The organism is Streptomyces sp. NPDC087901 (assembly GCF_044742205.1).
Lineage (GTDB): Bacteria > Actinomycetota > Actinomycetes > Streptomycetales > Streptomycetaceae > Streptomyces.
Genome location: NZ_JBIUUC010000003.1, coordinates 200,885 through 224,808, shown reverse-complemented (window position 1 = coordinate 224,808; position 23,924 = coordinate 200,885). Strand labels below are relative to the sequence as shown.

Genomic DNA, 23,924 nt, shown 5'->3' with positions numbered 1-23,924 from the left:
ATGTACGCGACTCAGGCACTGACGCACCTCGTCCCGCTCGCCGAGGAACTGGACAAGAACAAGGTGACCCCCGGGGTCCTCGGCTTCATCGTCTTCGCCGCGCTCGCCGTGGGCGTGTGGCTGTTGATGAAGTCGATGAACCGGCACATGGGCAAGGTCGACTTCGAGGAGGCCCCCGAGGCGCCGGAGGCGTCGGCCGGCGCGAAGGGTGCGGCGGAGCCCGCGGGTTCCGCGAAGCGGAAGTAGGCGGGGGCGGGGCGGCACCGGACGACCGGTTCAGCCCCGCCCGTGCGGACCGGTACGGCGACGGGCACGCGGGTCGGTTCGGCGTGAGCTCGCCGTCCGGCATGCGCAGCGTCGCCGCTGCCGTCCGGCGTGAGCACCGTCGTCGCCGCCCGTCCGGCCGTCCACTTCGCCCGGATCGTCGTGGCGGCGACAAGGCCCAGCAACCGAGCACCCAGCAGCCCGCACCCCGGAGCCACGGATCGCGCCCGGCTCCGCGCCGGGCCGCTGCGTCGATCACCGGTCCGAGCGCGCATCCCAGGGCAGCCCGGCCGAGGCCGGCCCAACCCAGCCCAACCCGGCCCGGCCCAGCTCATGGACGGAGCCGGACGCGCCGGGGTGGCCCCCGCGTCAGCCGTCGCCCGGGACCGGCACCCCCATGATTTCCCGGGCCTGCCGGGTCGGGGTCAGGCCGAGGCGCCAGGCCTGCCAGCCGTCCTCCAGGTCCACGCCCCGGTTCAGCACCACCCGGAACGCCGCCGCGCAGTCCTCCAGCTTCGCATCCCGCGTCGGATGCCCGGCCGCGATCAGGTCGGCCAGCTCCTGCTGTGCCACCACCGTGCCTACCTCGATGCCGCCCGGCGAGGCGTACGGCAGCAGCGTGCAGCGCAGGAAGCCGGCCCAGTCTGCGCCCCGCGTATCGCCGTACGAGTCGAACAGCGCGGCCGCCTCACCGCACAGCTCCAGGGCCTGCGGCGCACGCTGGTTTCCCGCGTCGATCAGGGCCAGCTCCAGACATGTCCACGCCTCCCCGTGGGCGACCCCGATGCGCCGGAAGTCGGCCCGCGCGTCCACCAGCAGCTGACGGGCGAAACCGGAGTTGCGCAGGTTGCCCGTCTGCGCGGCCCGCTGGTCGCGGGTGACCCGCCCCGAGTGGTGGCGGGCGCACGCCAGCCCGTACACGTCCCGCATCCGCGAGAACATCGTCCGGGCCCGCTCCAGCTGCCGTACCGCCTGATCGGTGTCGCCTGCCTCCTCCAGCGCCTGGCCCAGGTAGTAGAGCGTCCACGCCTCGCCCCGCGCGTCCTCGCTGTCGCGGTGGCGGGCCAGGGCCGCGTTCAGCTGCTCCACCGCCGGCGCCGGATCGCCGTCCATCAGCCGGGCCCGGGCCAGCTGGGTCAGCGCCCACGCCGAGCCCCGCTCGTCCCGCGTCCGCCCGTACAGATCCAGGGCCGTACGCAGCGCCGACTCGGCCCGCTCCACATCGCCCATCCGCAGCCGCACCTGACCCAGCTGGAACTGCGTCCACGCCTCCCCGTGCAGCGACTCGCCCTCGCGGTGCAGGACCAGCGCCGTGTCCAGGAGCTCCAGCGCCTCGGGCAGATGGGCCCGGTCGCGCTCCACCGCGGCCAGTGCGTGCAGCGACCAGGCCCGGTCCTCCGCCTGCGCCGCGGAGGACTGCAGCCCGATCGCCTCGCGCAGCCGCGCCGCCGCCTCCGTCAGATTGCCCTGGTGGTGCAGGGTGATGCCGAGCGAGCACAGCGCCAGCGCCGTACCCGAGTCGTTCTGCGCCTCGCGGTACAGGCCGACGACGGACGACAGCGTCGTGCGGGCCTTGTCCAGCTCGCCGAGCTGACGGGCCGCGATACCGGTCCGCCACTGCACCGACCGCTCCAGCAGCCCCTGGTCGACGGCCTGCGTCAACTCACTGATCTCGCCCAGCCGGTAGAGGTCGCCGCGCAGCAGGCAGTAGTCGCACAGCGCCCCCAGCAGGTCGAGCACCGCGCCCTGGTCGACGCCCTCGCTGTGCCGCAGCGCGGACGTGATGAAGCTCGACTCGTCGTCCAGCCAGCGCAGCGCCGCGTCGAGGGAGCTGAATCCGTGCGGTCCGAACTGCCCTGCCCGGGTGGACATCTTGCCGTCCACCATCCGGATCACCGCGCCCGCCAGCTCCGCGTAGTTCACGATCAGCCGCTCCTGCGCGGCCGTGCGGTCGGCCGGTTCCTCCTCGTCGAGCAGCCGGGCCAGGGCGAAGCCCCGTACGAGATCGTGCAGCCGGTAGCGCGAGCCCCGCACGTGGTCCAGCAGCCCGGCCCCGGACAGGGCCGCCAGCAGCCGTTCGGCCTCCTGATCGTCGGCCGAGAGCAGTGCGGCGGCCGCCGCGGCGCCCAGACTGGCCCGCCCGGCCAGCGCGAGCCGGCGCAGCAGCCGCCGCGCCGGCTCGGACTGGTCGGTGTAGCGCAGCCACAACGCCCGCTCGACCGGTGGCACCGGGCCGTACGCGGCGAGATCGGCGGCCAGCGCGCTGGGGGTACGCGCTCCGAGCGAGGAACCCGCGATCCGCAACGCCAGCGGCAGCCCGCCGCACAGCTCGGTGATCGCCTCGCTCGACGGGTAGTCGTACAGCCCCTGTTCCTCCTCCTGGGAGGCCGTGCGCAGCAGCTCCTCCGCCCCCGCCGCATCCAGCGCCCCGACCTCCAGTTGATGCACCCACGCCGGGAGGGACTCGGGCAGATCGAGCGGCTCGCGGGCGGTGACCAGGACGAGGCTGTCGGAACGTTCCGGAATCAGCGTGCGGACCTGCTCCGCGTCACTGGCGTCGTCGAGGACGATCGTCACCGGGGTTCCGGTCAGATGCTGGTGGTACAGCTCGCTGAGCCGGCGCACCTGCTGCTCGGCCGAGGTGCCGGCCGGCCGGCCCGCGGAGCCCCCGTCACGGAACAGCAGCTGTTCGCGGGGCGCGCCCAGGCGGTTCAGCAGGTGGAGCAGCGCGTCGCGGGTCGGCAGTGGCGGTTCGCCGTCCGCGCCACCGCGCAGGTCCACCACGCACGCGCCCCGGAACTGGTCCTTCAGATCGTGCGCCGCTCGCACGGCGAGCGCGGTGCGCCCGGCCCCCGGCGGGCCGTGCAACACGACCACGGTCGGCTTTGTCTCCGTCGACGCACGGGCCGCGTGCACCCATTGCCCGATCCGGGTCAGCTCGGCACGGCGCCCCGCGAACCGGGTCTCGGGCGCGGGGAGATGGCTGAACGACTGCTCCAGGAGGGCGCGCATCCGCGCTGCCGCGCTGCGGTCGCCGCCGCGCAGGGACGGGGCGGACCGGGGCTGGGCGGCGGCCGTCTTCTTCGCCGGAGTACGGGACGAGGCGGTCAGCATCCGCTGCTGGTCGATGAACGGACGGATGCCCCGTACCTCCAGCGCTGTCAGCCACTGGAGCCTCAACTGCTCGGTGCCGCCGGGCTGTCCGAGGGCTCCTGCCCGGCGGGAGGCGGCCGGCCAGTGCGATGCGGTGACCTTGGCGACGGTGGTGGTGGCGCCCGCGACCGCGACTATGGCCCCGGCGCCGAGCGCCAGGCCGGAGGCGGTGCCGAGCGCCAGGTCCGCGCCGAAGGCGGCTGCCGCAGCAACTCCGGTGACCAGCAAGGGTGTTCCCAGTGCCGTCCGGTTGAGCCGGTGCGCCAGCGGCGTCTGCCCGGCCGCCTCGGCATCCAGGGCCTCGACGTACGCGGTGTACTCCTCGGCGCCGCCCGCCGCCATGGTGTCCAGGCCGGCCCGCGCACGCGTCATCAGTACGCCAGGGTCCGTCCGCCCGCCGGAGCGCCGGACCTCTTCCTCCACGGCCCGTGCCAACAGCCTCTCGGCGTCCGCCCGGTGGCTGTCCCGCATCCGCATATGTCCCCCTCGGTTCCCGCCCGGCACCCGGCAGCGTGGAGTACCAGTCTCCTGCCTGGGGCCGGTGCGCGACAGGGAGTCTGCGAGACTGCGCCGACAGCCGTACGGAGAAGGCGGAGCGCAGGACCATGACCGACCGCGGCAGCGACGAGGCGGCCGACGGGTTCCCCGGCGCGGAAACCGGCGGGCGCCGCCACCGGGGTGGGCCCGGCACCCTCCCGCTGGTCGCGGCCGGAGCCGCGCTCGTCGCCTTCGGTGGCGCCCTCGTGGTCGCCCGGCGCCGCAAGCGCGCCTGATCTCACGGCGGTTTGCCCGTCCGCACGTACCCTCGCGGCGGACGGACGGGGAGCTGTCCCGCCCTTCGCCGGCAGTGGTCAGGCCGGGTCGGTGGGGTCGTGGGTGATCAGGTCGCCCGGCTGGCACCGGAGGACCTCGCAGATCTTCGACAGGGTCGAGAAGCGCACGGCCTTGGCCCGCCCGTTCTTGAGCACGGACAGGTTGACGACGGTGATGCCCACCTGTGAAGACAGTTCGGTGAGTGTCATGCCGCGCTCGGCGAGGATCCGGTCGAGGTGGATCCGGATTCCGTGGGGTTCGTCCTCGGGCATCAGATGGTCGCTTCGATGTCCTCGCGCATGCGCACGCCCTCGCGCATGATCCTCCCCATGATCACCGCGCCCAGACCGGCGAGGATGAGCGCCATCGGGCCGGAGAGTTCGAGCTCGGAGCCCACCACCGGCGACATGCTCCCGGCGAGCCAGGACTGGGACGAGCCGGCGATGAGGCCGGCCAGCGGCGTGCCCACGGTGACGAGCCAGCCGAGCGCCGAGAGCCGTCGCGCCACCGTGTCCGTGAACGGCCCCTGTTGCAGGACGCCCGTCAGCAGCCGGGAGAAGAGCAGCAGTGCGAGGGCGCCGAACAGGAGCCAGGGCAATTCGCCCCCGAGGTCCGCGGCCCGCTGTCCCACGGAGGGGCTGTCCTGGCAGAGGCGTGCGGTACTGCTGGACGCGTCCACGCCCTTGCCGACAGGCGGTCCTTCCGGCCCGAACGAGGCGTTGGCCCAGAATCCTGTCTTCACGCAGACCGCGCCGTCATCGAGCATGTGCGAGGCGGCAGTGCCCAGGAAGGCGAGCCCGCAGAGCACCGCCAGGCCGAAGGTGACCGAGGCCAGAGCCCTCGTAAGTCGCGTGTTCACGGCATCCCTCCATATCGAAGTTCGATATGGAGGAGACTAGTGGAGCATATCGATATTCGACAAGTCGACGCCGTCGGTGAGGCTTGATCGGGCGGGGCGGGGCGGGGCGGGTGCGCGCCCGCCCCGCCCGATCGGAGGTCGTTACCGCTGCCGGGCGGCGCGGCGGCGTGCCACCAGGACGCCGCCCGCCCCGAGGACCACGGCGCCGGCAGCCGCGGCCGCGAGGGGCAGGGTGGAACCGGAGCCGGTCTCCGCCAGGTCACCGCCCGTGGAGGACGAGCCCGAGGTGCCCGAGGCGGAGCTGCCGCCCGTGGCGGCGGTCCCGGAGCCGGACGCCGAACCGGAAGTGCCGGAGCCGGAACCGCCGGCGGCGGCAGTCCCGGAGCCGCCGGAGCCGGACGTCGAGCCGGAGCTGCCGGAGCCGGACGTCCCCGAGCCGCCGGAGCCGGACGTGGAGCCGCTGCCGCCCGTGGTGCCGGCGCCCTCGACGTCGAGCAGGATGTCCGCCGAGTCGTTCGACTTGATGGGGTCGAAGGGCCGGGACTTCTTCTCGAGCGTCACCGAGCCCTTGGCCCCGGGCACCGCCTTGTTGATCTTCAGCTTGAATTTGTAGGTGTTCTCGCTGTTCGGGTTGATGAACGAGCTGCTGGTGCCGCAGACGTACGCCCCCTGCCCCTCGTCCCGGCAGGGCTGGGTCCCGGTGACCGTCGTGCCGGCAGGCATCTTGATATGGACGTTGGTCACGGATTCGTAGGGCTCACCTGCCACCCAGCCGGGTCCTGCATTGGTGAACTTCACCGTCAGCGGAACCGTGTCGCCGACCTTGCCCTTCAGGTGGGCGCCCGTCACCTGGAAGTCGGCCGTGCTCTTGGCGGTCACCTTCGTCCTGGTCGAGGCGGGCTCGGTGGAGCCCGGGGCGGCCGGGGTCTCGTCGGGTCGTTCCACCAGCTTTATCGCGGGCCCGGTGCCTTGAGTCGGCCAGCCCTCCGGGATCTGGATAGGGCTCTTACTGACTCTCGCGGACAGTTCGTCGTTCAGGGCGCTGTCGTGGATCCTCAGCTTCAGCCCCTCGGGCGCGTAGACGACACCGGGGCTCACCGTCTGGTCGAACTCGCAGATCAGGAGGTAGGACTGAGGCGCCTCGTCGGCGCCACCGTAGTTGTCGGTCGAGCAGTTGGAGGGCGTCGGGTAGGAATAGCTGAGGCCGATGGTCGCGGACCAGATCATCCAGACCTTGTCGAGCGCTCCGGTTCCCGCGTTGGTGAAGGAACCCGGCAGGTCGAGCTCGCTGCCCGGCTTCACCCCATCGATCGGGCCGATCTTGCTCATCACGAGGCCGGTGTCCGGGTCTGCGGCGTCTGCGGGCGCGGCACCCAGCACCATCAGGGCTACGGCGCCGACGGCGCCTGCGGTCCGGCGCAGAGCGCGGCGGCGGCGGGGAGAAGCATGGGCCATGGAAACCTCTGTATGAAGTGGCGTGGTTGATACGGGCATCGGAACAACGCAAGAACGTTTGTTCGCTCAGGAGACGTCCGGCACCGCCGGGGGGTTGTACGGGAGTGGCGAACGCATTCGGATCGCATCCCCGGAAACGGACACGACTAGATCTCCGTCGATCCACCGGAGTCGCGTATCCAGCACCAACAGTGCCCGCCCGTGGCGCTTAGGTGGCACGCGCGGGCGTGCGCAAGGATGGAGGCATGCCCAACCGACTCGCGCACGCCACGTCCCCGTACCTCCTCCAGCACGCGGACAACCCGGTCGACTGGTGGCCGTGGGAGCCCGCGGCCTTCGAGGAGGCCCGGCGGCGCGACGTGCCCGTCCTGCTGAGCGTGGGATACAGCGCGTGCCACTGGTGTCATGTCATGGCGCACGAATCGTTCGAGGACGATGCCACCGCCGCGTACATGAACGAGCACTTCGTGAACGTCAAGGTCGACCGCGAGGAACGCCCCGACGTCGACGCCGTCTACATGGAGGCCGTGCAGGCCGCGACCGGCCAGGGCGGCTGGCCGATGACCGTCTTCCTCACCGCGGACGCGGAGCCCTTCTACTTCGGTACGTACTTCCCGCCCGAGTCCCGGCAGGGCCTGCCGTCCTTCCGGCAGGTGCTCGAAGGTGTGGCGGCGGCCTGGACCGACCGCCGTGAGGAGGTCGCCGAGGTCGCGTCGCGCATCGTCCACGACCTGTCCGAGCGCACCCTCACCCAGGGCGGCGAGGGCCTGCCCGGCGAGTCGGAGCTCGCCCAGGCGCTCCTCGGACTGACCCGCGAGTACGACGAGAAGCACGGCGGCTTCGGCGGCGCGCCCAAGTTCCCGCCGTCGATGACGATCGAGTTCCTGCTGCGCCACCACGCCCGCACCGGGGCCGACGGTGCACTCCAGATGGCGGCCGACACCTGCGAGGCGATGGCCAGGGGCGGGATCTACGATCAGCTGGGCGGAGGCTTCGCCCGCTACGCGGTGGACCGCGAGTGGGTCGTCCCCCACTTCGAGAAGATGCTCTACGACAACGCGCTGCTCTGCCGCGTCTACGCCCACCTGTGGCGCTCCACCGGCTCCGAGCTCGCCCGCCGAGTGGCGCTGGAGACAGCCGACTTCATGGTCCGCGAGCTCCGCACGGCCGAGGGCGGCTTCGCCTCCGCGCTGGACGCCGACAGCGAGGACGCGAACGGGAAGCACGTCGAGGGCGCGTACTACGTCTGGACTCCCGCGCAGCTGCGCGAGGTGCTGGGCGAGGAGGACGCCGTGTTCGCCGCGGAGCTCTTCGGGGTGACCGACGAGGGCACCTTCGAGGAGGGTTCCTCGGTGCTCCGGCTCCCGTCGGCGGACGCCACGGACGAGGCCCGCGCCGCCGATGTGCGGGCCCGGCTGCTCGCCGCCCGTGAGCTGCGCGCGCGGCCGGGGCGGGACGACAAGGTGGTCGCGGCGTGGAACGGGCTGGCGATCGCCGCACTCGCCGAGACGGGGGCGTACTTCGACCGCCCCGACCTGATCGAGCGCGCCACCGAGGCGGCGGACCTGCTGGTGCGGCTCCACATGGGCCCCGTCGCCCGGCTGGTCCGCACGTCGAAGGACGGCCGCGCCGGCGAGCACGCCGGGGTGCTGGAGGACTACGGCGATGTCGCGGAGGGCTTCCTGGCCCTGGCCGCCGTCACCGGCGAGGGGGCATGGCTGGAGTTCGCGGGCTTCCTGACGGACATCGTGCTCCAGCACTTCACCGGCGACGGCGGGCAGTTGTACGACACGGCGGACGATGCCGAGCAGCTGATCCGCCGGCCGCAGGACCCCACCGACAGTGCGACCCCGGCCGGCTGGACCGCGGCGGCCGGTGCACTGCTCTCGTACGCCGCGTACACCGGATCGGAACCCCACCGCACGGCTGCGGAGGGGGCGTTGGGTGTGGTGAAGGCGCTGGGTCCGCGGGCGCCGCGGTTCACCGGCTGGGGGCTCGCGGTGGCCGAGGCGCTGCTCGACGGGCCGCGCGAGGTGGCGGTCGCCGGGCCCGTCGGCGGCGTGCTGCACCGTACGGCCCTGCTGGGGCGGGCGCCCGGTGCGGTGGTCGCGGCGGGGGAGACGGCGGGTACGGAGTTCCCGCTGCTGGCGGACCGTCCGATGGTGGACGGTGCGCCGACGGCGTATGTGTGCCGGCACTTCGTGTGCGACGCACCGACCACGGACCCGGAGGTGCTGGCGGACGCGCTCAGGGGCAGCGGCGCCTGAGGCGCGTCACAGCCGCAGGCCGCTCCCCAGCGTGTCGAGCGCCTCGTCGATCATCGCCACGAGGTCGCCCTTCTGGCCGTGCTCGCCCCAGTACAGCGTGACCTCGCGCAGCGCACCGAGCACCGCAGCGATGAAGACCCGGATCTGCAGGTCGTCCGGGCTGCGGCCGGTGCGGTCGGCGAGCACCTGGGTGAGCACCTTGGCCGTGTCCGACATGGTCTCCGTCATCCGGGCCCGGATGGCGGGGACCTCCACCATCAGCCGGGTGCGCTGGCGCAGTTCCTCGTCCTCCGCGGTGACGAACGCGGTCAGCGCCTCGTGCATCATCAACCGCAGGGACTCCAGCGGAAGTTCGTCCGCCGGGCGGCTCCGGAGCACGGCTTCCATGATCGGGTCGTACTCGTCGGTGAGGACGATGTCCTCCTTGGTCGCGAAGTACCGGAACACCGTGCTCGGCGACACCTCGGCCGCCTCCGCGATCTGCTCGATGGTCGTCGCCTCGTAGCCCTGCTCCTGGATGAGGCGGTACGTCGCCTGCCGGATCGCGACCCGTGTCTTGAGCTTCTTGCGCTCGCGCAGCCCCATCGGGGGCTGCGCGCCGGGTGCGGTGAAGGAGGGGGTACGGGGGGTGGCGGCCATGGTCGCCATTGTCACGCATCGACGGGGGCGGCGGCCACGTCCGCGGACTCCGCCGGCCGCCGGGCCGGAGTGGTCAGGAAGGCCGCGACCAGCAGGGCGCTCACCAGCGCCGTCGCACCGATGACGAGCAGGACCAGGCTCATCCCGTGCACATACGCCGCGTCGGCGGAGTCCGCGAGCCGCTGGGCGCCGAGCCGTGCGGCGACGGCGTGGGCGGCGACGACGGAGTCCCCGGCCGTGTCCGCGGCGGCCGCCGGTACGCCCGTGGTGTCGAGCCGGCCGCTGTAGGCACCGGCGAGCAGGCTGCCCAGCAGTGCGATCCCGAGAGCGCTGCCCGTCTGCCGCACGGTCATCAGCAGCCCCGATCCGCTGCCCGCCCGGTCCGCGGGCAGGGCGCCGAGGGCCGCGTCCATGGCGGGGACGACGGCGAAGCCGAAACCGAGCCCGGCGACGGAGAGCCACAGCGCGGTGAAGCCGTAGCCGCTGTCGATCGTCGTGCGGCTGCCGAGCAGCGCGGCGAAGGCGAGCACGACGAGTCCGGCCGACATCGTGGCGCGGGCCCCGAACCGTGCGGTGACCGGGCCGCCGGCCTTCGCGGCGACGATCAGCCCGCCCATCATGGGCAGCATCCGCAGCCCCGTACCGAAGGCGTCGTGGCCCAGGACGGCCTGGAGGTAGCCGGGCAGGATGAACATCAGCCCCGCCATCACGAACATCACGAGCGTGGCGGCGAGCGCGCTGAGCAGGAACGGCCGCTGCCGCAGCAGGGACATGTCGAGCATCGGGCGGACGGCCTTGCGTTCCCGTACGACGAGCGCGGCGAGCAGCGCCGCACCGGCGGCCAGTACGGCAAGGACCAGCGGGTCGCCCCAGCCGCGGCCCGGTGCCTCGATGATCGCGTAGATCAGGGCGCCGAGGCCGGTCGCGGTCAGGACGGTGGAGACGATGTCGACCTTGGGCGACGCGGGGTCCCGGGTCTCGGGGAGCAGGAACACGCAGGCGGTGATGCCGATGCCGACCATGGGGACGTTGACCAGGAAGATCGAGCCCCACCAGAAGTGGTCGAGGAGCCAGCCGCCGAGGATCGGGCCGAGCGGCATGCCGAGCGCGGAGGCTGCCGAGACGATGCCGATGGCCTTGATCCGGTCCTTCGGCTCGCCGAAGAGCGAGGGCAGGACGGCCATGGCGAGCGGCATCACCAGCGCGCCGCCGACGCCCATGACGCAGCGGGCGGCCACGACGGTGGAGACGTCATCGGCAAGCGTTCCGGCGATCGAGCCGACGAGGAAGATGCCGAGGCCGGTGATGAGCATCCGGCGGCGGCCGAACCGGTCGCCGAGCAGGCCCGCCGGAAGCATCAGGGCGGCGAACACGACGACGTAGGCGTCCGCCATCCACTGCTGTTCACCGGTGGTGGCGCCGAGATCTCCCGCCATGGTCGGCAGCGCCACATTGAGGATCGTCATGTCGAAGCCGAGGACGAGCATGCTCGCCACCAGCGCGCCCAGGGCCCACCAGCGTCGGTTCATGGCCTACTCCTTTGAGAGTTGCAGTCAAGTGACAGTAACTCTCAAAAGATGGTGAGTGTCAATCTAACGGGGTGCGCCCCCTGTGCCCGGGTATGAAGAAGGGCCGCGGCTCGGAAGCCGCGGCCCTGATCGAGGGGAAGGGGGGTGCTCAGTTGTGGTTGTAGGCCACCAGCGAGATGCCGACGTAGTGAACGATGAACGCCGCCAGGGTCAGCGAGTGGAAGACCTCGTGGAAGCCGAAGAAGTGCGGTGACGGGTTCGGCCGCTTGATGCCGTAGATGACGCCGCCGGCGCTGTAGAGCAGCCCGCCGACGACGATGAGCACCAGCACCGCGATCCCGCCGGTCCGCATGAAGTCCGGCAGGAAGAAGACCGCCGCCCAGCCCATCGCGATGTAGCAGGGGGTGTAGAGCCAGCGCGGGGCGCCGACCCAGAAGACCCGGAAGGCGATGCCCGTGACTGCCGCCGCCCAGACCGCCCACAGGAGCGGGGTCCCGGTGGACTCGGGCAGCAGGAGCAGGGTCAGCGGGGTGTAGGTGCCCGCGATGATCAGGAAGATGTTCGCGTGGTCGAGCCGGCGCAGTACGGCCTCGCCGCGCGGCCCCCACGTACCGCGGTGGTAGACCGCGCTCACGCCGAACAGCAGGCATGCCGTCAGGATGTAGATCCCGCAGGCGATCCGGCCACGGGTGCTGTCCGTGAGTGCGATGAGCACGATGCCCGCGATCACGACGGCGGGGAACATCCCGGCGTGCAGCCAGCCGCGCATGCGTGGCTTCAGCTCGGCGACGTCGGTTCCGGCTGGTTCCAGCCCGGCGGGTTCGGGCGCGGCGGCGTCAGCAGTCATTCCCGCATCGTACCTACGCCACCGTAGGTACCGGATACGAGTGGCGATGCTCACGTGGGCGGCCCCCTGGACATATGGGCGGATCGGTCGGATGATCAAATGAGTGCGGTCGGCACCGGATGAGCGCCAGGGAATTCGAAGGGGTAGAAGCATCCGGGTCGCAGCCCCCACGGGGCCTACCAAACAGACACCCTCATCAAGGAGCGATCGTGGCGCGCGACATCGCGGCTCCCCTCACTGTTCCCACCAATCACCAGGAGCTCGTCTCCTGGGTCGACGAGATCGCAGCCCTCACCGAACCGGACCGAGTGGTCTGGTGCGACGGCTCCGAGGCCGAGTACGAGCGCCTGTGCGGGGAGCTCGTCGCCAAGGGCACGTTCACCAAACTCGACGAGATCAAGCGCCCGAACTCGTACTACGCGGCCTCAGACCCGAGCGATGTCGCACGCGTCGAGACCCGGACGTTCATCTGCTCCGCGAAGGAGGAGGACGCCGGTCCGACGAACCACTGGAAGGACCCCGCCGAGATGCGGGAGATCTTCGTGGGGGAGAAGGGCGTCTTCCGCGGCTCGATGCGCGGCCGCACCATGTACGTCGTGCCCTTCTGCATGGGCCCCGTCGGCTCGCCGCTCTCCGCGATCGGCGTCGAGATCACCGACTCCGCGTACGTCGCCGTCTCGATGCGCACCATGACGCGCATGGGCCAGGCCGTCCTCGACGAGCTCGGCACCGACGGCTTCTTCGTCAAGGCCGTCCACACGCTCGGCGCACCCCTGGAGGAGGGCCAGGAGGACGTTCCGTGGCCCTGCAACTCCACCAAGTACATCTCGCACTTCCCCGAGGACCGCGAGATCTGGTCGTACGGCTCCGGCTACGGCGGCAACGCCCTGCTCGGCAAGAAGTGCTACGCGCTGCGCATCGCCTCCGTCATGGCGCGCGACGAGGGCTGGCTCGCCGAGCACATGCTGATCCTGAAGCTCACGCCGCCGCGCGGTGAGTCGAAGTACGTCGCCGCCGCGTTCCCGAGCGCCTGCGGCAAGACCAACCTCGCCATGCTGGAGCCCACGATCTCCGGCTGGACCGTCGAGACCATCGGCGACGACATCGCCTGGATGCGGTTCGGTGAGGACGGCCGCCTCTACGCGATCAACCCCGAGGCGGGCTTCTTCGGTGTCGCGCCCGGCACCGGCGAGCACACCAACGCCAACGCGATGAAGACCATGTGGGGCAACTCCGTCTTCACCAACGTCGCGCTCACCGACGACGGCGACGTCTGGTGGGAGGGCATGACCGAGGAGCTTCCCAAGCACCTCACGGACTGGAAGGGCAACGACTGGACCCCCGAGTCCGGCACGCCCGCCGCCCACCCCAACGCCCGCTTCACCGTCCCGGCCGGCCAGTGCCCGATCATCGCCCCCGAGTGGGAGGACCCGAAGGGCGTGCCGATCTCGGCCATCCTCTTCGGCGGCCGCCGCGCCTCGGCCGTCCCGCTGGTCACCGAGTCCTTCAACTGGCAGCACGGCGTCTTCCTCGGAGCCAACGTGGCCTCCGAGAAGACGGCAGCCGCCGAGGGCAAGGTCGGCGAGCTGCGTCGCGACCCGTTCGCCATGCTGCCGTTCTGCGGCTACAACATGGGCGACTACATGAACCACTGGCTCAAGGTCGGCGCGGACAAGCCGGACCAGTCGAAGCTCCCGAAGATCTACTACGTGAACTGGTTCCGCAAGAACGAGGCGGGCAAGTTCGTCTGGCCCGGCTTCGGCGAGAACAGCCGCGTCCTGAAGTGGATCGTCGAGCGCCTGGAGGGCAAGGCCGAGGGCGTCGAGACCCCGATCGGCATCCTGCCGGCCAAGGGCTCCATCGACACCGAGGGCCTGGACCTCTCCGAGTCCGACCTGGACTTCCTGCTCAAGGTCGACAAGGAGGTCTGGCGCGAGGAGGCGGCGCTGGTCCCCGAGCACCTCAACACCTTCGGTGACCACACGCCGAAGGAACTGTGGGACGAGTACCGGGCCCTGGTCCAGCGCCTGGGCTGACCGCCCCTTCCATCTCCGCGGCCGGGCTCCCGACATCCGCCCTGACCTGTGGGGTCAAAGGCCTGCCGCGGTAGGGACGTGCACGAACACGCCCCTGGAGAGGCCCCCGGAACCTGATGGGTTCCGGGGGCACCTCCCGTTTCCGGGTGGCGGCCCCGGCCCCAACCGGCACTGTTCGTAGTCGGGTTGTGACCGGCCCGAGCTGTCGGAGGGGTGCGCCCCGGTTTACGTTTGACCGGGCCGTGCCAGGGGGCGCGGAGGTTGTGGGGGGCCATGACGTACTCCGGCTTGCCGCCGTATCCGGACCAGCGCACCGGCATGCGGCGCCGGCGCACCCGCACGCCCCGCTGGGTGGTGATCCTGATCGCGGTGATGGCCTCGCTGCTGGTCCTGTCGCCGGTCGCGCTCGTGGTGGCGTTCTTCTACGTTTCGGGGAAGAACCACGGGGACCTGCGCTTCCCGTCCCAGGACGTGAGCATCTCCTCCTGCCGGAAGGACGCGGTCACCGGTGGCCCCGTGGCCGAGGTGCGGGTGACGAGCCAGGCGAAGCGGCCCGGGAGCTACACCGTGTCCCTCGCGTTCCGGGACCTGCGGGGCGAGGACGGGGGCGACTCGGCGGGCAGGCGCACCGTGGTCCTCAAAGACCTGGCGGTGGGCGCGACCGTCACCAGGGAGATCGCCGGGCCGGTCCCGGTGCGGGGCCGGCCGCAGTGTGTGGTCGCCGACGCGACGTTCCTGTCGACCGAACTGGCCGAGGCATCGAAGTCGGCCATGCCATGAAGAGGTGGCACCCGGTCCACGCGCCTCGACGGCCGTGGACCGGGGCCGTCAGAGGGCGCCGACCAGCCGCGGCGGGGCGGCGGGGGATTCGGCGGGGGCAGCGGCCTGGACCGCTGCGGTGTGGGCGTCCATACGCTCGGCCGAGAGGATCGCGACCACGGTGTCGGCGCGGGACGCCGCCACCACCAGGGCCCGGCCCGCGAGGGCGTGGGCGCGGCGGTGGAGGGTGGTCGCGGGCGCGTCGCTCAGGCCGGCGTGCCGGGCGGGTGGTGCGCCGCGCAACCGGGCGACCTGCTCGGCGATGCGGTCGCCCGCCTCGCCCAGCCCCAGCTCGTCGGTGACCGCGAGCAGGGCGGCCAGGTGTCCGGCGAGCTGGATGTCCAGCTCCTCCTCGCGGGTGCGATGCGGGAAGTCGTCGGCATGGTCGGCCGGTGTGTGGACCGATTTGGTGCGGATCGGTTCGTACATGGATGGCCTCCTGGTGGTGCTGTGGGAACCATCCTAGCTTGGATTCAGTCTAAAGTTGTCCATGTTCGAGAGACTGTTTGCGGGTCAGACCTGCCCGTATCCGTCCAGGAAGCGGGCGATCCGGCCGATCGCGTCCGTCAGGTCCTCGGTCGAGGGCAGGGTCACGACCCGGAAGTGATCGGGCTCCGGCCAGTTGAACCCCGTCCCGTGCACGACCATGATCTTTTCGGCCCGCAGCAGGTCGAGGACCATCTGCCGGTCGTCCTTGATCTTGTAGACCTTCGGGTCGAGCCGGGGGAAGAGATACAGCGCCCCCTTCGGCTTCACGCAGGTCACGCCCGGAATCTGCGTCAGCAGGTCGTACGCCACGTCCCGCTGCTCCAGGATCCGGCCGCCCGGCAGCACCAGGTCGTTGATCGACTGCCGCCCGCCGAGCGCCGTGGCCACGGCGTGCTGCGAGGGCATGTTGGCGCACAGCCGCATGTTGGCCAGGATCGTCAGGCCCTCGATGTACGAGGAGGCGTGTGCCTTCGGTCCGCAGACCGCCATCCAGCCCGAGCGGTAGCCGGCCACCCGGTAGTTCTTCGACAGCCCGTTGAAGGTGAGCACCATCAGGTCGGGGGCGATGGTGGCGGTCGGGGTGTGGGTGGCTCCGTCGTACAGGATCCGGTCGTAGATCTCGTCGGAGCAGACCACCAGGTTGTGACGGCGGGCGATCTCCGTCAGCCCGCGCAGCATCTCGTCGTCGTACACCGCACCCGTCGGATTGTTCGGGTTGATGATGACGAGGGCCTTCGTGCGGTCGGTGATCTTCCGCTCGATGTCGGCCAGGTCCGGCATCCAGTCCGACTGCTCGTCGCACCGGTAGTGCACGGCCGTCCCGCCGGCGAGTGAGACCGACGCCGTCCACAGCGGATAGTCCGGAGCCGGTACGAGCACCTCGTCGCCGTCGTCGAGCAGCGCCTGCATGGACATCTGGATCAGCTCGGAGACGCCGTTGCCCAGGTAGATGTCCTCGACGTCGAGGTCGATCCCCTTGGTCTGGTAGTGCTGCATCACCGCCCGCCGCGCGGACAGCAGCCCCTTCGCGTCGCCGTAACCGTGCGCCCCGGAGAGGTTGCGCAGGATGTCTTCGAGGATCTCGGGCGGGCACTCGAAACCGAACGCGGCAGGGTTGCCGGTGTTCAGCTTGAGGATGCGGTGACCTGCTGCTTCCAGCCGCATCGCTTCCTCGAGCACGGGGCCCCGGATTTCGTAACAGACGTTGGCGAGCTTCGTGGACTGGATGACCTGCATGTCTGCGAGCTTACGACTGTGTTTCGCGGCCTGCCCGGCCTTTCCCCGCCCATTCGCCCACCCGGGTCCGTCCGCCCGCCGACCCGGCTTCCATCGCCATGTGCCCGTGCTCCCGAACCGTGGGAACCCGGGGCGCGGGCCGGGCCGGGGCTTGGAATGGGGTGGAACGGGGGCGTGACGGACCGGGGCGGGTGAGATGCGCCACGGCGTGGCGCGGCCCGCCCCGCTCCGCCCCGGTCACTCGGGCAGCCGGGCCCCCTCCGGCAGGCGGATCGCGAAGGTGTCCGCGAGGACGCGGACCGTCTCCGCGGCGTCCGACAGCTCACGCTCCTCCCGCTTGCCGTCGTGGGCCGTCACCACGAGGGTGCGCCCGGCGAGCGACAGATGGGCGTCAGGGGTGGTGCGCTGCACGTACAGCAGATGCTCGAACGGTGAACGCGGATTGGTCGCGATGTGCCAGTTGATGACCTCGAAGTCGGGTGCCTCGAACGGCTCCACCGTGAACGCGTACTGACCCTGCCACGCCTCGTCGCCCGCCCGGGCCTGGAGCTCCCACAACTCCAGCGGCCCGTCGTGCGGCGTGTGGACGAGCCGGTGGCGGCGCGGGGTGTCGTACAGCTCGGCGCCCGCGACCAGCGGGATCGGCTCCAGCAGCGAGCCCGCGGCGCCGAAGCCGACGTCGGCGAGATACGGCGTCGGATCGCCAGGCACCCTGACGCGCATCAGCATGTGCGTCCGCGGCCGGACGTCCCCGGAGCCGGCACCCAGCACGACCCGGGCGCACAGCAGCGTGACCTCGAACCCCAGCGCCCGCAGTGCGGCGGCCAGGAGCGTGTTGTGCTCGTAGCAGTAGCCGCCCCGCTCACTCCGTACGAGCTTCGCCTCCAGATCGGCGAGGGCGAGCGAGGGCACGGTGCCGAGGACGGGGTCCAGGTTCTCGAACGGGATGCCCAGCGCATGCGCACGGTGCACGGAACGCAGCACGGCCACGGTGGGCCGGCGCTCCCCGCTCCAGCCGATGCGGGCGAGATAGGCATCGAGGTCGAGGGCGTGAGCGGCTTCGCGAGTCATGACCCGACAGTAACGACCCGGTGCGCGATGGCGAGCGGGCTCCCGACGCCCTGCGACTCCGCCTCCGGCGTTGTCGTCGGTCAACGACGCTTCGCGTCGCTTCCCATCTCCGCCTCGGATCCGAAGCCGCATGACGCCGCTCGCAGATCCACTCCCTGGCGCGCACCACGTCGTCATCACGGCCGACCGGCGGGCGCCGCAGAGGGCGCGAGAGAGTGTGAACCTCTGAAGTACCTCAATCCGGGTGAGGACCGGGGTACGGCGGGGGACGCTGCCTGCATGATCGGAAACGGGAAGAAGGACATGGCCGTGATCGTGATCCGCGACGCGGAGAGCATCACCGCCGTGCTGCGGCAGGCGCTGGAGCACGCGAGCGACGAGGAGCGCCCCGGTCTGGAGCGCGCCCTCGCACTGGCCCTCGCCGAGGCCGGTGTACCGGACGCGGAGCTGCGCGGCCGCTGGGCGGGGCGCCGGATCAGGGCGGCCGGGCACGACGGCCCGCTCGACTCCGTGACAGCGGTCAAGGCGCTGCGCACCGCCGAGCCGGGGCTGAGTCTGCTACAGGCAGTGCAGTTGTCGCGGGACGCGGCGGCGGCCGGCACGGCGGCGGCCGGCACGGCGGCGGACGCCGGCTAGCGCTACGGGTGCCGGCTAGCGCTACGGGTGCCGGGCTGCCTCGCGGAGTCGCCGGCCCGGCTCCCGTACGGCCCGCTACTCGGTCTTGTCCCCGGCGAGGGTGTGGGCGACCAGGGCGTTGGCGTGACCGTGCCCCATCGCGTGCTCGGACTTGAGCCAGCCCACGATCTCCATGTGCTTCGTCAGCGGCGAGGCGCGGATGAGCTCCTTCCACTCCGCGACCGGACGGCCGTACTTCTGCTCGATCGACGGGAAGTAACTCGCGGGGCCCTTCACTGCATCGCTCATGACGAAAGTCTGGCAGCCAGGTGTGACAACCGCCCCCTGTAACTCGTCTGACCAGCCGGCAGTCCCCGTCGTAGGGTCCGGCCATGGACTGGCAGGCATGGCACGACGCATACGATTCCCCCGATTCATGGCTGACACGGCGGCTGCGCGCCGTCCAGGACCGGATCCAAAACGCCCTGGACACTGCGCCGCCCGGCCCGCTGCGGGTGGTCAGTGTGTGCGCGGGCCAGGGCCGCGACCTCGTCGAGGTGCTGGCGGACCATCCCCGGCGCGACGACGTCCGGGCCCGGCTGGTCGAACTGGACGCCGGAAACACGGCATACGCGCGGGAGTCGGCCCACCGGGCGGGCCTGTCGCAGGTGGATGTGGTGACGGACGACGCCTCGCTCACCGACCACTACCTCGACCTGGCGCCGGCCGATCTCGTCCTGGTCTGCGGCGTGTTCGGCAATATCGTCGACGCCGACATCGAGCGCACCGTCGACACCTGCACCCGGTTGTGCCGGACGGGCGGCACGGTCGTCTGGACGCGCAATCGCCACGTTCCCGACCGGGTGCCGCTGGTCTGCGACTGGTTCGAGGAGCGAGGCTTCGAGCGGCTGTGGCTGTCCGATCCGGACGCGGGCTTCGGTGTAGGCGCCCACCGTTTCACGGGCGAGCCGGGTGAACTGACCTCTGGGCAGCGCATGTTCGACTTCGTCGGCTACGACGTACTCAAGGCGGCAAGGTCGGGGGCGGACAGCCGGGAGGCGGGGGCGTGATGACGCAGGCGGGTCTGACTCCCTCTCCCCGGAGGCGGGCGCTGAGCCATGCCGCCGCCCTGTCCTCGGGGCGGCCGCTCGACGCCTCGCTGCGGCTGACGCTGAACTTCCACCCCGACCGCGAGAGCGCGGGCCGGCCCGCGCTGGACGCGCTGGCACGGGACGGCGTCTACCGCTCGCAGTTCGTGACGGGCACCAGCAACGGCGGCCTCACGGCCCATCCGGGCGGGGACCGGTGGCGCTGGGAGAGCCGGATCTTCGGCGGTGCCTACGACGGGGAGCCGGGCGAACAGCGCCCGGTGTACGGGGCGTTGAACTTCCGCCGCTCCGCCGTCGGGGCGGCGCCCAGATTCGGATCGGCGCACCTCAGGCTCACCGCCGGGGCGCTGCCTCGCGCGACCTTCTGCTATTCGGACAGCGCCGCCGAGCCCGCCGACTTCGGCGTCGCGGCCGGGATGCACCTGATCGAGCTGGCCGAGTCCGACGACCGGGACGCGCTGGACGACTACATCGAAGCCCAGATCCACGGCCCGGTACTGCTTGACCGGCACATCGAGGCCCTCGTTCTCGACCCGTGCTACCGCGGCACCCCGGTGGAAGCGGCGGCCCGCGCCCTGCCGTTCCGTACCGAATGGCACCACGGATTCCGGCTGACCGTCGAGGAGCTCCGGCGGCACGGCGACTACCGGGGCGAGGAGTTCGTCGTCCTCGGCGCGCAGATCGCCGAGGACGGCGTCCTCGACCCGCAGATCATCGGTGACGCCGCCCGCACCGGCCGCCACGACCTCCAGTCCCTGAAGAGGGTCTGGCACTGCCTGGCACGCTTCGGCGCCCCAGCGGTCCCGCCCCGCTGACGTACCCGACGTACCTGACGTACCCGACCGGGCCGGGCACAGGATGTCGGGTGGGGCAGGGTGGTCCTTTCCTAGCGTGGTGGACGAAAGGGAAGGAGGCCCGGGTGCTGGAGCGGCTGAACGAGGCCATGGACCACATCGAGCTCCGTCTCGACGACCGCATCGAGGTCGCCGAGCTGGCCAGGATCGCGTTGACCTCGGAGTACCACCTGCGGCGGATGTTCTCCGCACTCGCCGGGATCCCGCTGTCGGAGTACATCCGGCGCAGGCGGCTCACGGTCGCGGGTGCCGAGGTGCTGGCCGGTGAGCGGACGCTGCTGGATGTCGCGGTGCGGTACGGCTACGCCTCGGGTGAGGCGTTCGCCCGCGCGTTCCGGGCCATGCACGGCGTCGGTCCTGGCGAGGCCAGACGCACGGGGGCCGCTCTGCGGTCCCAGCCCCGGATGTCCTTCCGCCTCGTCGTGGAAGGGACCAGCAGCATGCGATACCGAATCGTGGAGAAGGAAGAGTTCCGTGTGGTGGGCAGGAAGGCACGCGTTCCGCTGGTACACGAGGGGGCGAACCCCGCCATCGCCACGTTCATCCGGAGCATCGGCAAGGAGACCGTGGAGCGCATCAACAGCCTGTCCGACCAGGAGCCGGAGGGGATCGTCCAGGTGAGCGACGACCTCGCCGACAGCCGGGCCGAGGGCACCGAACTGGACTACTACCACGGGGTGGTGAGCTCGGCGACCGTCCCCGAGGACATGGACGCGCTCCCCGTGGCGGCGGGCACCTGGGCCGTCTTCGACGGCTCGGGCGCCTTCCCGCAGGCACTCCAGTACCTGTGGCGGGACGTGTTCACCGAGTGGTTCCCGTCCAATCCGTACCGGAGCCGGCCGGGACCGGAGATCCTGCGCACCCGCCTCTCGCCCGACGGGACGCAGGCCGACGCGGAACTGTGGATCCCGGTGGAGCGGGTCGCGGCGGCCTGAGGGGTCCGGTGCCGGCAGCCGCAGGCCAACGGCGCTCGGTTCCAGGCGCGTTGCACGCGTCTCGGTCGAACGGCCCGCGGTTCGGGCAGCGTTGCACGCGCCTCGGACCGCGGGTCGTCCCCCGTGCGAGCTACACGCAGGTGTCCACCGTGCGGTGACGACTCCTGTCCGCCGGATCCGTAGCGTCGAAGCGAAGCCGCGGCGACCGTCCGCGGGTCACGCTGAGGAGTTCCCATGAGAGTGGTCTGGCAGATTGCCGCCGTCGCCGCGGTAGCGATAATCGGTGGTCAGTGCGTTGCCGCGGTGGAGGGCAATCCGTGGCTCACGCTGATTCTCGGTCTTCTGACGGCCGTGCTCGCCGTGCCGGTCTACCGGTGGGTGGTGGGACGGACCGAGCACCGACCGGTCACCGAGCTCTCCCGGGAGGGTGCCGGGGCGGGTCTCGGCCGTGGAGTGCTGATCGGCGTCGCGCTTTTCGGGGCCGTCATCGCGAACATCGCCTTCCTCGGTGACTACGAGGTCGACGGGCTGGGATCGGTCTCTGGTGCGGTGGGGCTGCTCGGCTTCATGGCAGCCGCCGCCGTGACGGAGGAACTGCTGTTCCGTGGTGTGCTGTTCCGGCTCATCGAGGAGCGTGCCGGCACCTGGATCGCGCTGACGGTGACGGGCGTGCTGTTCGGTCTGGTGCACCTGCTCAACCCGGACGCCGACCTGTGGGGTGCCATCGCCATCGCGATCGAGGCCGGTGGCATGCTCGCCGCCGCGTACGCGGCCACCCGCAAACTGTGGCTGCCCATCGGTGTGCACTTCGGGTGGAACTTCGCCGCGTCCGGCATCTTCAGCACCGAGGTCTCGGGCAACGACACCCAGCAGGGAATACTGGACGCCGCGACCTCGGGCCCGCAGCTGATCACCGGCGGCGTGTTCGGCCCCGAAGGCAGTGTCTACTCGGTGGCGTTCGGCGTGGTGCTGACCGCCGTGTTCATGTGGCTGGCCCACCGGCGCGGCCATGTGGTTCCCCGCCGCAGGCGTGCCGCCCGCGTCGAGGCCACCACTACAGTTCCCCGGTGACCACTCCTGCGAGCTTTCCCGAGCGATGGCGCCGGCTCGACGTCGCCCTGCGCGATCTTCCGCTCGGGCTGTTTCTCCTCGCGGCGTCGCTCGTGCCGGTGCTCCACAGTCGCGGGACGCAGCTCGGCGGGATGCCCGCCCACTCCTTCGACGCGCCGGCCGTCGTGGTCGTCGCCCTCGAATGCCTCCCGCTCACCGTGCGCCGGCGGTGGCCGGTCGTCTGTGTCGCCCTGGTGTCGCTCGGCTTCGTCCTGGACCAACTTCGCGGATACCACCTGGTCGCCGGCGCCGCGCTGCTCATCGCGCTGCTGAGCGCGGGATCCCATCTGGAACGGCACCGGCGGGCCGTCGTGCTCGCGCTCTCCGCGGCGTACGTGCCACTGACGCTCGTGCTCCTCAGGTTCGGGACCGGCGAACCGCCCATCGAGTTCGTGACGTTCTACCTGATGCTGGCCTTCGCCTGGGGCGCCGGGGCCTGGCTGCGCTCCACCCGGGTGGCGGAGGCCGAACGCCGCAGCCGCGTCGCCGAGGACACCCGGGCCGCCGAACGCACCCGCATCGCCCGGGAGTTGCACGATGTCGTGACCCACCACGTCACGGCGATGGTGGTGCAGGCCGAGGCGGCACGATATCTGACCGCCGCGCCCGAACGCCTCGACCAGACCCTGACCACCGTCACCGACACCGGGCGGCGGGCCATCACCGACCTGCGGCATCTGCTCGACCTCCTCAACCCCGATCACGGCGCCGAGGCCAGAAAGCCGACCGTCGGACGGCTTCTCAGCCTGGTGGAGCAGACCCGCAGAGCCGGGCAGGCCGTGGAGTTCACCGAGGAGGGCACCCCGGCGGAGTCGACCGGCAGCGCCGACCTCGTCGCCTACCGGGTCGTGCAGGAAGCGCTGACGAACGCCCTCAAACACGCCCAGGGAAGCCGTACTTCGGTCCAGGTCCGGCACAGCGAAAGGGAGATCTCCGTGGAGGTCGGCACCGACGGTTCAGGCTCGCGGGCCAGGGTCCCGGGCGGCAGTGGACGAGGCCTGGCCGGTCTGCGCGAGCGGGTCGACCTCCTGGGCGGCGAGTTCAGCGCCGGCCCCCGGAAGGGCGGCGGCTTCGTCGTACGGGCCCGCATACCCGCGGGGAGCCCCTCATGAGCGCGCCGATCCGGGTCCTGGTCTGTGACGACCAGATTCTGGTCCGCACCGGGCTGGCCACGATCATCGACGCCCAGCCCGACCTCGAGGTGGCGGGCGAGTGCGGGGACGGGCGGACCGCGGTCGAAATGGCGGGCCGGCTGTGCCCGGACGTCGTGGTGATGGACATCCGGATGCCGGTGCTCGACGGCATCGAGGCCACCCGGCTGCTGGCCGGTGCCGGGGTGCCGCATCCCGCCAAGGTACTCGTGGTGACCACGTTCAACCTGGACGAGTACGTCTACGAGGCGCTGCGCGCCGGGGCGAGCGGCTTTCTGCTCAAGGACGCACCGCCGGCCCACCTGCTGCACGGAATCCGGACCGTGCAGACGGGCGCCGCCCTGCTGGACCCGGAGGTGACACGCCGCCTCGTGGGCCGGTACGCCGCCCGGATCAGGCCGACCGGCGACACCCCGCAGGACATCCCGCTGACCCCGCGTGAACTGGAGGTCCTGCGACTCATCGCGGACGGCTTCTCCAACAGCGAGATCGCCGTCACCCTCCTGATCAGCCAGGAGACCGTCAAGACCTTCGTGTCACGCATCCTCGCCAAACTCGGACTCCGTGACCGCGTCCAGGCAGTCGTCTACGCCTACCGGCAGGGCCTGGTGACCTGAATTCGCCCCTTGTGGGGCTCCCTCCAATGCGCCACCATGCGCATGTCAAAACCGGA

General features: G+C 71.3%; 23 protein-coding genes. 12 read left to right on the top strand and 11 right to left on the bottom strand.

What is annotated here, in order from left to right:
- Nucleotides 1–246 carry a hypothetical protein gene (locus tag ACIOEW_RS10545; RefSeq protein WP_350989294.1) on the top strand — a complete coding sequence of 82 codons (246 nt, stop codon included), beginning with the start codon at nt 1–3 and terminating at the stop codon, nt 244–246.
- A gap of 387 nt (nt 247–633) precedes the next feature.
- Here the strand turns inward: ACIOEW_RS10545 and ACIOEW_RS10540 are convergent, their stop codons facing one another.
- Nucleotides 634–3,888: a tetratricopeptide repeat protein gene (locus ACIOEW_RS10540; protein WP_401963211.1), complete on the bottom strand. Its 3,255-nt coding sequence runs from the start codon at nt 3,886–3,888 to the stop codon at nt 634–636.
- Nucleotides 3,889–4,022: 134 nt separating this feature from the next.
- Between ACIOEW_RS10540 and ACIOEW_RS10535 the strand changes: the two genes are divergently transcribed.
- Nucleotides 4,023–4,190 (top strand): LPXTG cell wall anchor domain-containing protein, encoded by a 168-nt coding sequence (locus ACIOEW_RS10535; RefSeq protein ID WP_401963209.1) that lies wholly within the window; start codon nt 4,023–4,025, stop codon nt 4,188–4,190.
- Between the two features lie 78 nt (nt 4,191–4,268).
- Here the strand turns inward: ACIOEW_RS10535 and ACIOEW_RS10530 are convergent, their stop codons facing one another.
- From ACIOEW_RS10530 to ACIOEW_RS10520, 3 genes are all read right to left on the bottom strand, one after another.
- Nucleotides 4,269–4,502: a helix-turn-helix domain-containing protein gene (locus tag ACIOEW_RS10530; RefSeq protein WP_401963207.1), complete on the bottom strand. Its 234-nt coding sequence runs from the start codon at nt 4,500–4,502 to the stop codon at nt 4,269–4,271.
- The gene (locus tag ACIOEW_RS10525; protein WP_401963206.1) at nt 4,502–5,089 is read right to left on the bottom strand and encodes a DUF2975 domain-containing protein; all 588 of its coding nucleotides are present in this window, start codon (nt 5,087–5,089) and stop codon (nt 4,502–4,504) included. Before ACIOEW_RS10525 ends, ACIOEW_RS10530 begins: the two co-directional genes overlap by 1 nt.
- A gap of 141 nt (nt 5,090–5,230) precedes the next feature.
- A complete protein-coding gene (locus tag ACIOEW_RS10520) occupies nt 5,231–6,544 on the bottom strand; it encodes a hypothetical protein (protein WP_401963204.1) in 1,314 nt (437 codons plus the stop codon).
- Nucleotides 6,545–6,789: 245 nt separating this feature from the next.
- Here ACIOEW_RS10520 and ACIOEW_RS10515 point away from each other — a divergent pair, with 245 nt between their 5' ends.
- Nucleotides 6,790–8,811 (top strand): thioredoxin domain-containing protein, encoded by a 2,022-nt coding sequence (locus ACIOEW_RS10515; protein WP_401963202.1) that lies wholly within the window; start codon nt 6,790–6,792, stop codon nt 8,809–8,811.
- 6 nt (nt 8,812–8,817) lie between these two features.
- On the opposite strand, the gene ACIOEW_RS10510 is transcribed toward ACIOEW_RS10515, so the two are convergent.
- The 3 genes from ACIOEW_RS10510 to ACIOEW_RS10500 all read right to left on the bottom strand — a co-directional run bounded on the left by ACIOEW_RS10510 (nt 8,818) and on the right by ACIOEW_RS10500 (nt 11,826).
- A complete protein-coding gene (locus tag ACIOEW_RS10510; RefSeq protein WP_362546541.1) occupies nt 8,818–9,450 on the bottom strand; it encodes a TetR family transcriptional regulator in 633 nt (210 codons plus the stop codon).
- An 11-nt stretch (nt 9,451–9,461) separates the two neighbouring features.
- Entirely contained in the window at nt 9,462–10,979 is a 1,518-nt protein-coding gene (locus ACIOEW_RS10505) for an MFS transporter (protein WP_401963200.1), read from the bottom strand.
- 148 nt (nt 10,980–11,127) lie between these two features.
- A complete protein-coding gene (locus ACIOEW_RS10500) occupies nt 11,128–11,826 on the bottom strand; it encodes a hemolysin III family protein (RefSeq protein WP_401963198.1) in 699 nt (232 codons plus the stop codon).
- Nucleotides 11,827–12,035: 209 nt separating this feature from the next.
- On the opposite strand from ACIOEW_RS10500, the gene ACIOEW_RS10495 reads away from it, so the two are divergent.
- Nucleotides 12,036–13,862, top strand: coding sequence for a phosphoenolpyruvate carboxykinase (GTP) (locus ACIOEW_RS10495; RefSeq protein ID WP_362546547.1), 1,827 nt, complete (start codon nt 12,036–12,038; stop codon nt 13,860–13,862).
- Between the two features lie 273 nt (nt 13,863–14,135).
- Complete coding sequence (locus ACIOEW_RS10490) at nt 14,136–14,642, top strand: hypothetical protein (protein WP_401963196.1); 507 nt, start codon at nt 14,136–14,138, stop codon at nt 14,640–14,642.
- A 48-nt stretch (nt 14,643–14,690) separates the two neighbouring features.
- Here the strand turns inward: ACIOEW_RS10490 and ACIOEW_RS10485 are convergent, their stop codons facing one another.
- The 3 genes from ACIOEW_RS10485 to ACIOEW_RS10475 form a co-directional block, all read right to left on the bottom strand.
- Nucleotides 14,691–15,110 (bottom strand): hypothetical protein, encoded by a 420-nt coding sequence (locus tag ACIOEW_RS10485; RefSeq protein WP_362546549.1) that lies wholly within the window; start codon nt 15,108–15,110, stop codon nt 14,691–14,693.
- A gap of 84 nt (nt 15,111–15,194) precedes the next feature.
- The gene (locus ACIOEW_RS10480) at nt 15,195–16,406 is read right to left on the bottom strand and encodes a pyridoxal phosphate-dependent aminotransferase (protein ID WP_401963194.1); all 1,212 of its coding nucleotides are present in this window, start codon (nt 16,404–16,406) and stop codon (nt 15,195–15,197) included.
- 237 nt (nt 16,407–16,643) lie between these two features.
- Entirely contained in the window at nt 16,644–17,477 is an 834-nt protein-coding gene (locus ACIOEW_RS10475) for an arylamine N-acetyltransferase (RefSeq protein ID WP_401963193.1), read from the bottom strand.
- A gap of 279 nt (nt 17,478–17,756) precedes the next feature.
- Here ACIOEW_RS10475 and ACIOEW_RS10470 point away from each other — a divergent pair, with 279 nt between their 5' ends.
- Complete coding sequence (locus ACIOEW_RS10470) at nt 17,757–18,113, top strand: hypothetical protein (RefSeq protein WP_401963191.1); 357 nt, start codon at nt 17,757–17,759, stop codon at nt 18,111–18,113.
- Between the two features lie 75 nt (nt 18,114–18,188).
- On the opposite strand, the gene ACIOEW_RS10465 is transcribed toward ACIOEW_RS10470, so the two are convergent.
- Entirely contained in the window at nt 18,189–18,401 is a 213-nt protein-coding gene (locus tag ACIOEW_RS10465) for a DUF4287 domain-containing protein (RefSeq protein ID WP_401963189.1), read from the bottom strand.
- 83 nt (nt 18,402–18,484) lie between these two features.
- Here ACIOEW_RS10465 and ACIOEW_RS10460 point away from each other — a divergent pair, with 83 nt between their 5' ends.
- The 6 genes from ACIOEW_RS10460 (at nt 18,485) to ACIOEW_RS10435 (ending at nt 23,868) form a co-directional block, all read left to right on the top strand.
- Nucleotides 18,485–19,162, top strand: coding sequence for a methyltransferase domain-containing protein (locus ACIOEW_RS10460; protein WP_401963187.1), 678 nt, complete (start codon nt 18,485–18,487; stop codon nt 19,160–19,162).
- Nucleotides 19,162–20,016 carry a DUF3626 domain-containing protein gene (locus ACIOEW_RS10455; RefSeq protein WP_401963833.1) on the top strand — a complete coding sequence of 285 codons (855 nt, stop codon included), beginning with the start codon at nt 19,162–19,164 and terminating at the stop codon, nt 20,014–20,016. Before ACIOEW_RS10460 ends, ACIOEW_RS10455 begins: the two co-directional genes overlap by 1 nt.
- A 104-nt stretch (nt 20,017–20,120) precedes the next feature.
- On the top strand, nt 20,121–20,990 hold the full coding sequence (locus ACIOEW_RS10450) for a GyrI-like domain-containing protein (protein ID WP_401963185.1): 870 nt from the start codon (nt 20,121–20,123) through the stop codon (nt 20,988–20,990).
- Nucleotides 20,991–21,224: 234 nt separating this feature from the next.
- A complete protein-coding gene (locus ACIOEW_RS10445) occupies nt 21,225–22,061 on the top strand; it encodes a lysostaphin resistance A-like protein (protein WP_401963183.1) in 837 nt (278 codons plus the stop codon).
- A complete protein-coding gene (locus ACIOEW_RS10440; protein WP_401963181.1) occupies nt 22,058–23,212 on the top strand; it encodes a sensor histidine kinase in 1,155 nt (384 codons plus the stop codon). The genes ACIOEW_RS10445 and ACIOEW_RS10440 overlap by 4 nt, the downstream gene beginning before the upstream one ends.
- Entirely contained in the window at nt 23,209–23,868 is a 660-nt protein-coding gene (locus tag ACIOEW_RS10435) for a response regulator (protein WP_401963179.1), read from the top strand. Before ACIOEW_RS10440 ends, ACIOEW_RS10435 begins: the two co-directional genes overlap by 4 nt.
- Nucleotides 23,869–23,924: the final 56 nt, after the last annotated feature.

Bases quoted from the DNA above. Each gene is read 5' to 3' on its own strand.
- ACIOEW_RS10515 (WP_401963202.1), top strand. From the start codon at position 6,790: ATGCCCAACCGACTCGCGCACGCCACGTCCCCGTACCTCCTCCAGCAC.
- ACIOEW_RS10500 (WP_401963198.1), bottom strand. From the start codon at position 11,826: ATGACTGCTGACGCCGCCGCGCCCGAACCCGCCGGGCTGGAACCAGCC.
- ACIOEW_RS10485 (WP_362546549.1), bottom strand. From the start codon at position 15,110: ATGTACGAACCGATCCGCACCAAATCGGTCCACACACCGGCCGACCAT.
- ACIOEW_RS10510 (WP_362546541.1), bottom strand. From the start codon at position 9,450: ATGGCCGCCACCCCCCGTACCCCCTCCTTCACCGCACCCGGCGCGCAG.
- ACIOEW_RS10460 (WP_401963187.1), top strand. From the start codon at position 18,485: ATGGACTGGCAGGCATGGCACGACGCATACGATTCCCCCGATTCATGG.
- ACIOEW_RS10455 (WP_401963833.1), top strand. From the start codon at position 19,162: ATGACGCAGGCGGGTCTGACTCCCTCTCCCCGGAGGCGGGCGCTGAGC.
- ACIOEW_RS10535 (WP_401963209.1), top strand. From the start codon at position 4,023: ATGACCGACCGCGGCAGCGACGAGGCGGCCGACGGGTTCCCCGGCGCG.
- ACIOEW_RS10545 (WP_350989294.1), top strand. From the start codon at position 1: ATGTACGCGACTCAGGCACTGACGCACCTCGTCCCGCTCGCCGAGGAA.
- ACIOEW_RS10465 (WP_401963189.1), bottom strand. From the start codon at position 18,401: ATGAGCGATGCAGTGAAGGGCCCCGCGAGTTACTTCCCGTCGATCGAG.
- ACIOEW_RS10445 (WP_401963183.1), top strand. From the start codon at position 21,225: ATGAGAGTGGTCTGGCAGATTGCCGCCGTCGCCGCGGTAGCGATAATC.
- ACIOEW_RS10480 (WP_401963194.1), bottom strand. From the start codon at position 16,406: ATGCAGGTCATCCAGTCCACGAAGCTCGCCAACGTCTGTTACGAAATC.
- ACIOEW_RS10520 (WP_401963204.1), bottom strand. From the start codon at position 6,544: ATGGCCCATGCTTCTCCCCGCCGCCGCCGCGCTCTGCGCCGGACCGCA.
- ACIOEW_RS10475 (WP_401963193.1), bottom strand. From the start codon at position 17,477: ATGACTCGCGAAGCCGCTCACGCCCTCGACCTCGATGCCTATCTCGCC.
- ACIOEW_RS10435 (WP_401963179.1), top strand. From the start codon at position 23,209: ATGAGCGCGCCGATCCGGGTCCTGGTCTGTGACGACCAGATTCTGGTC.
- ACIOEW_RS10470 (WP_401963191.1), top strand. From the start codon at position 17,757: ATGATCGGAAACGGGAAGAAGGACATGGCCGTGATCGTGATCCGCGAC.
- ACIOEW_RS10490 (WP_401963196.1), top strand. From the start codon at position 14,136: ATGACGTACTCCGGCTTGCCGCCGTATCCGGACCAGCGCACCGGCATG.
- ACIOEW_RS10530 (WP_401963207.1), bottom strand. From the start codon at position 4,502: ATGCCCGAGGACGAACCCCACGGAATCCGGATCCACCTCGACCGGATC.
- ACIOEW_RS10505 (WP_401963200.1), bottom strand. From the start codon at position 10,979: ATGAACCGACGCTGGTGGGCCCTGGGCGCGCTGGTGGCGAGCATGCTC.
- ACIOEW_RS10540 (WP_401963211.1), bottom strand. From the start codon at position 3,888: ATGCGGGACAGCCACCGGGCGGACGCCGAGAGGCTGTTGGCACGGGCC.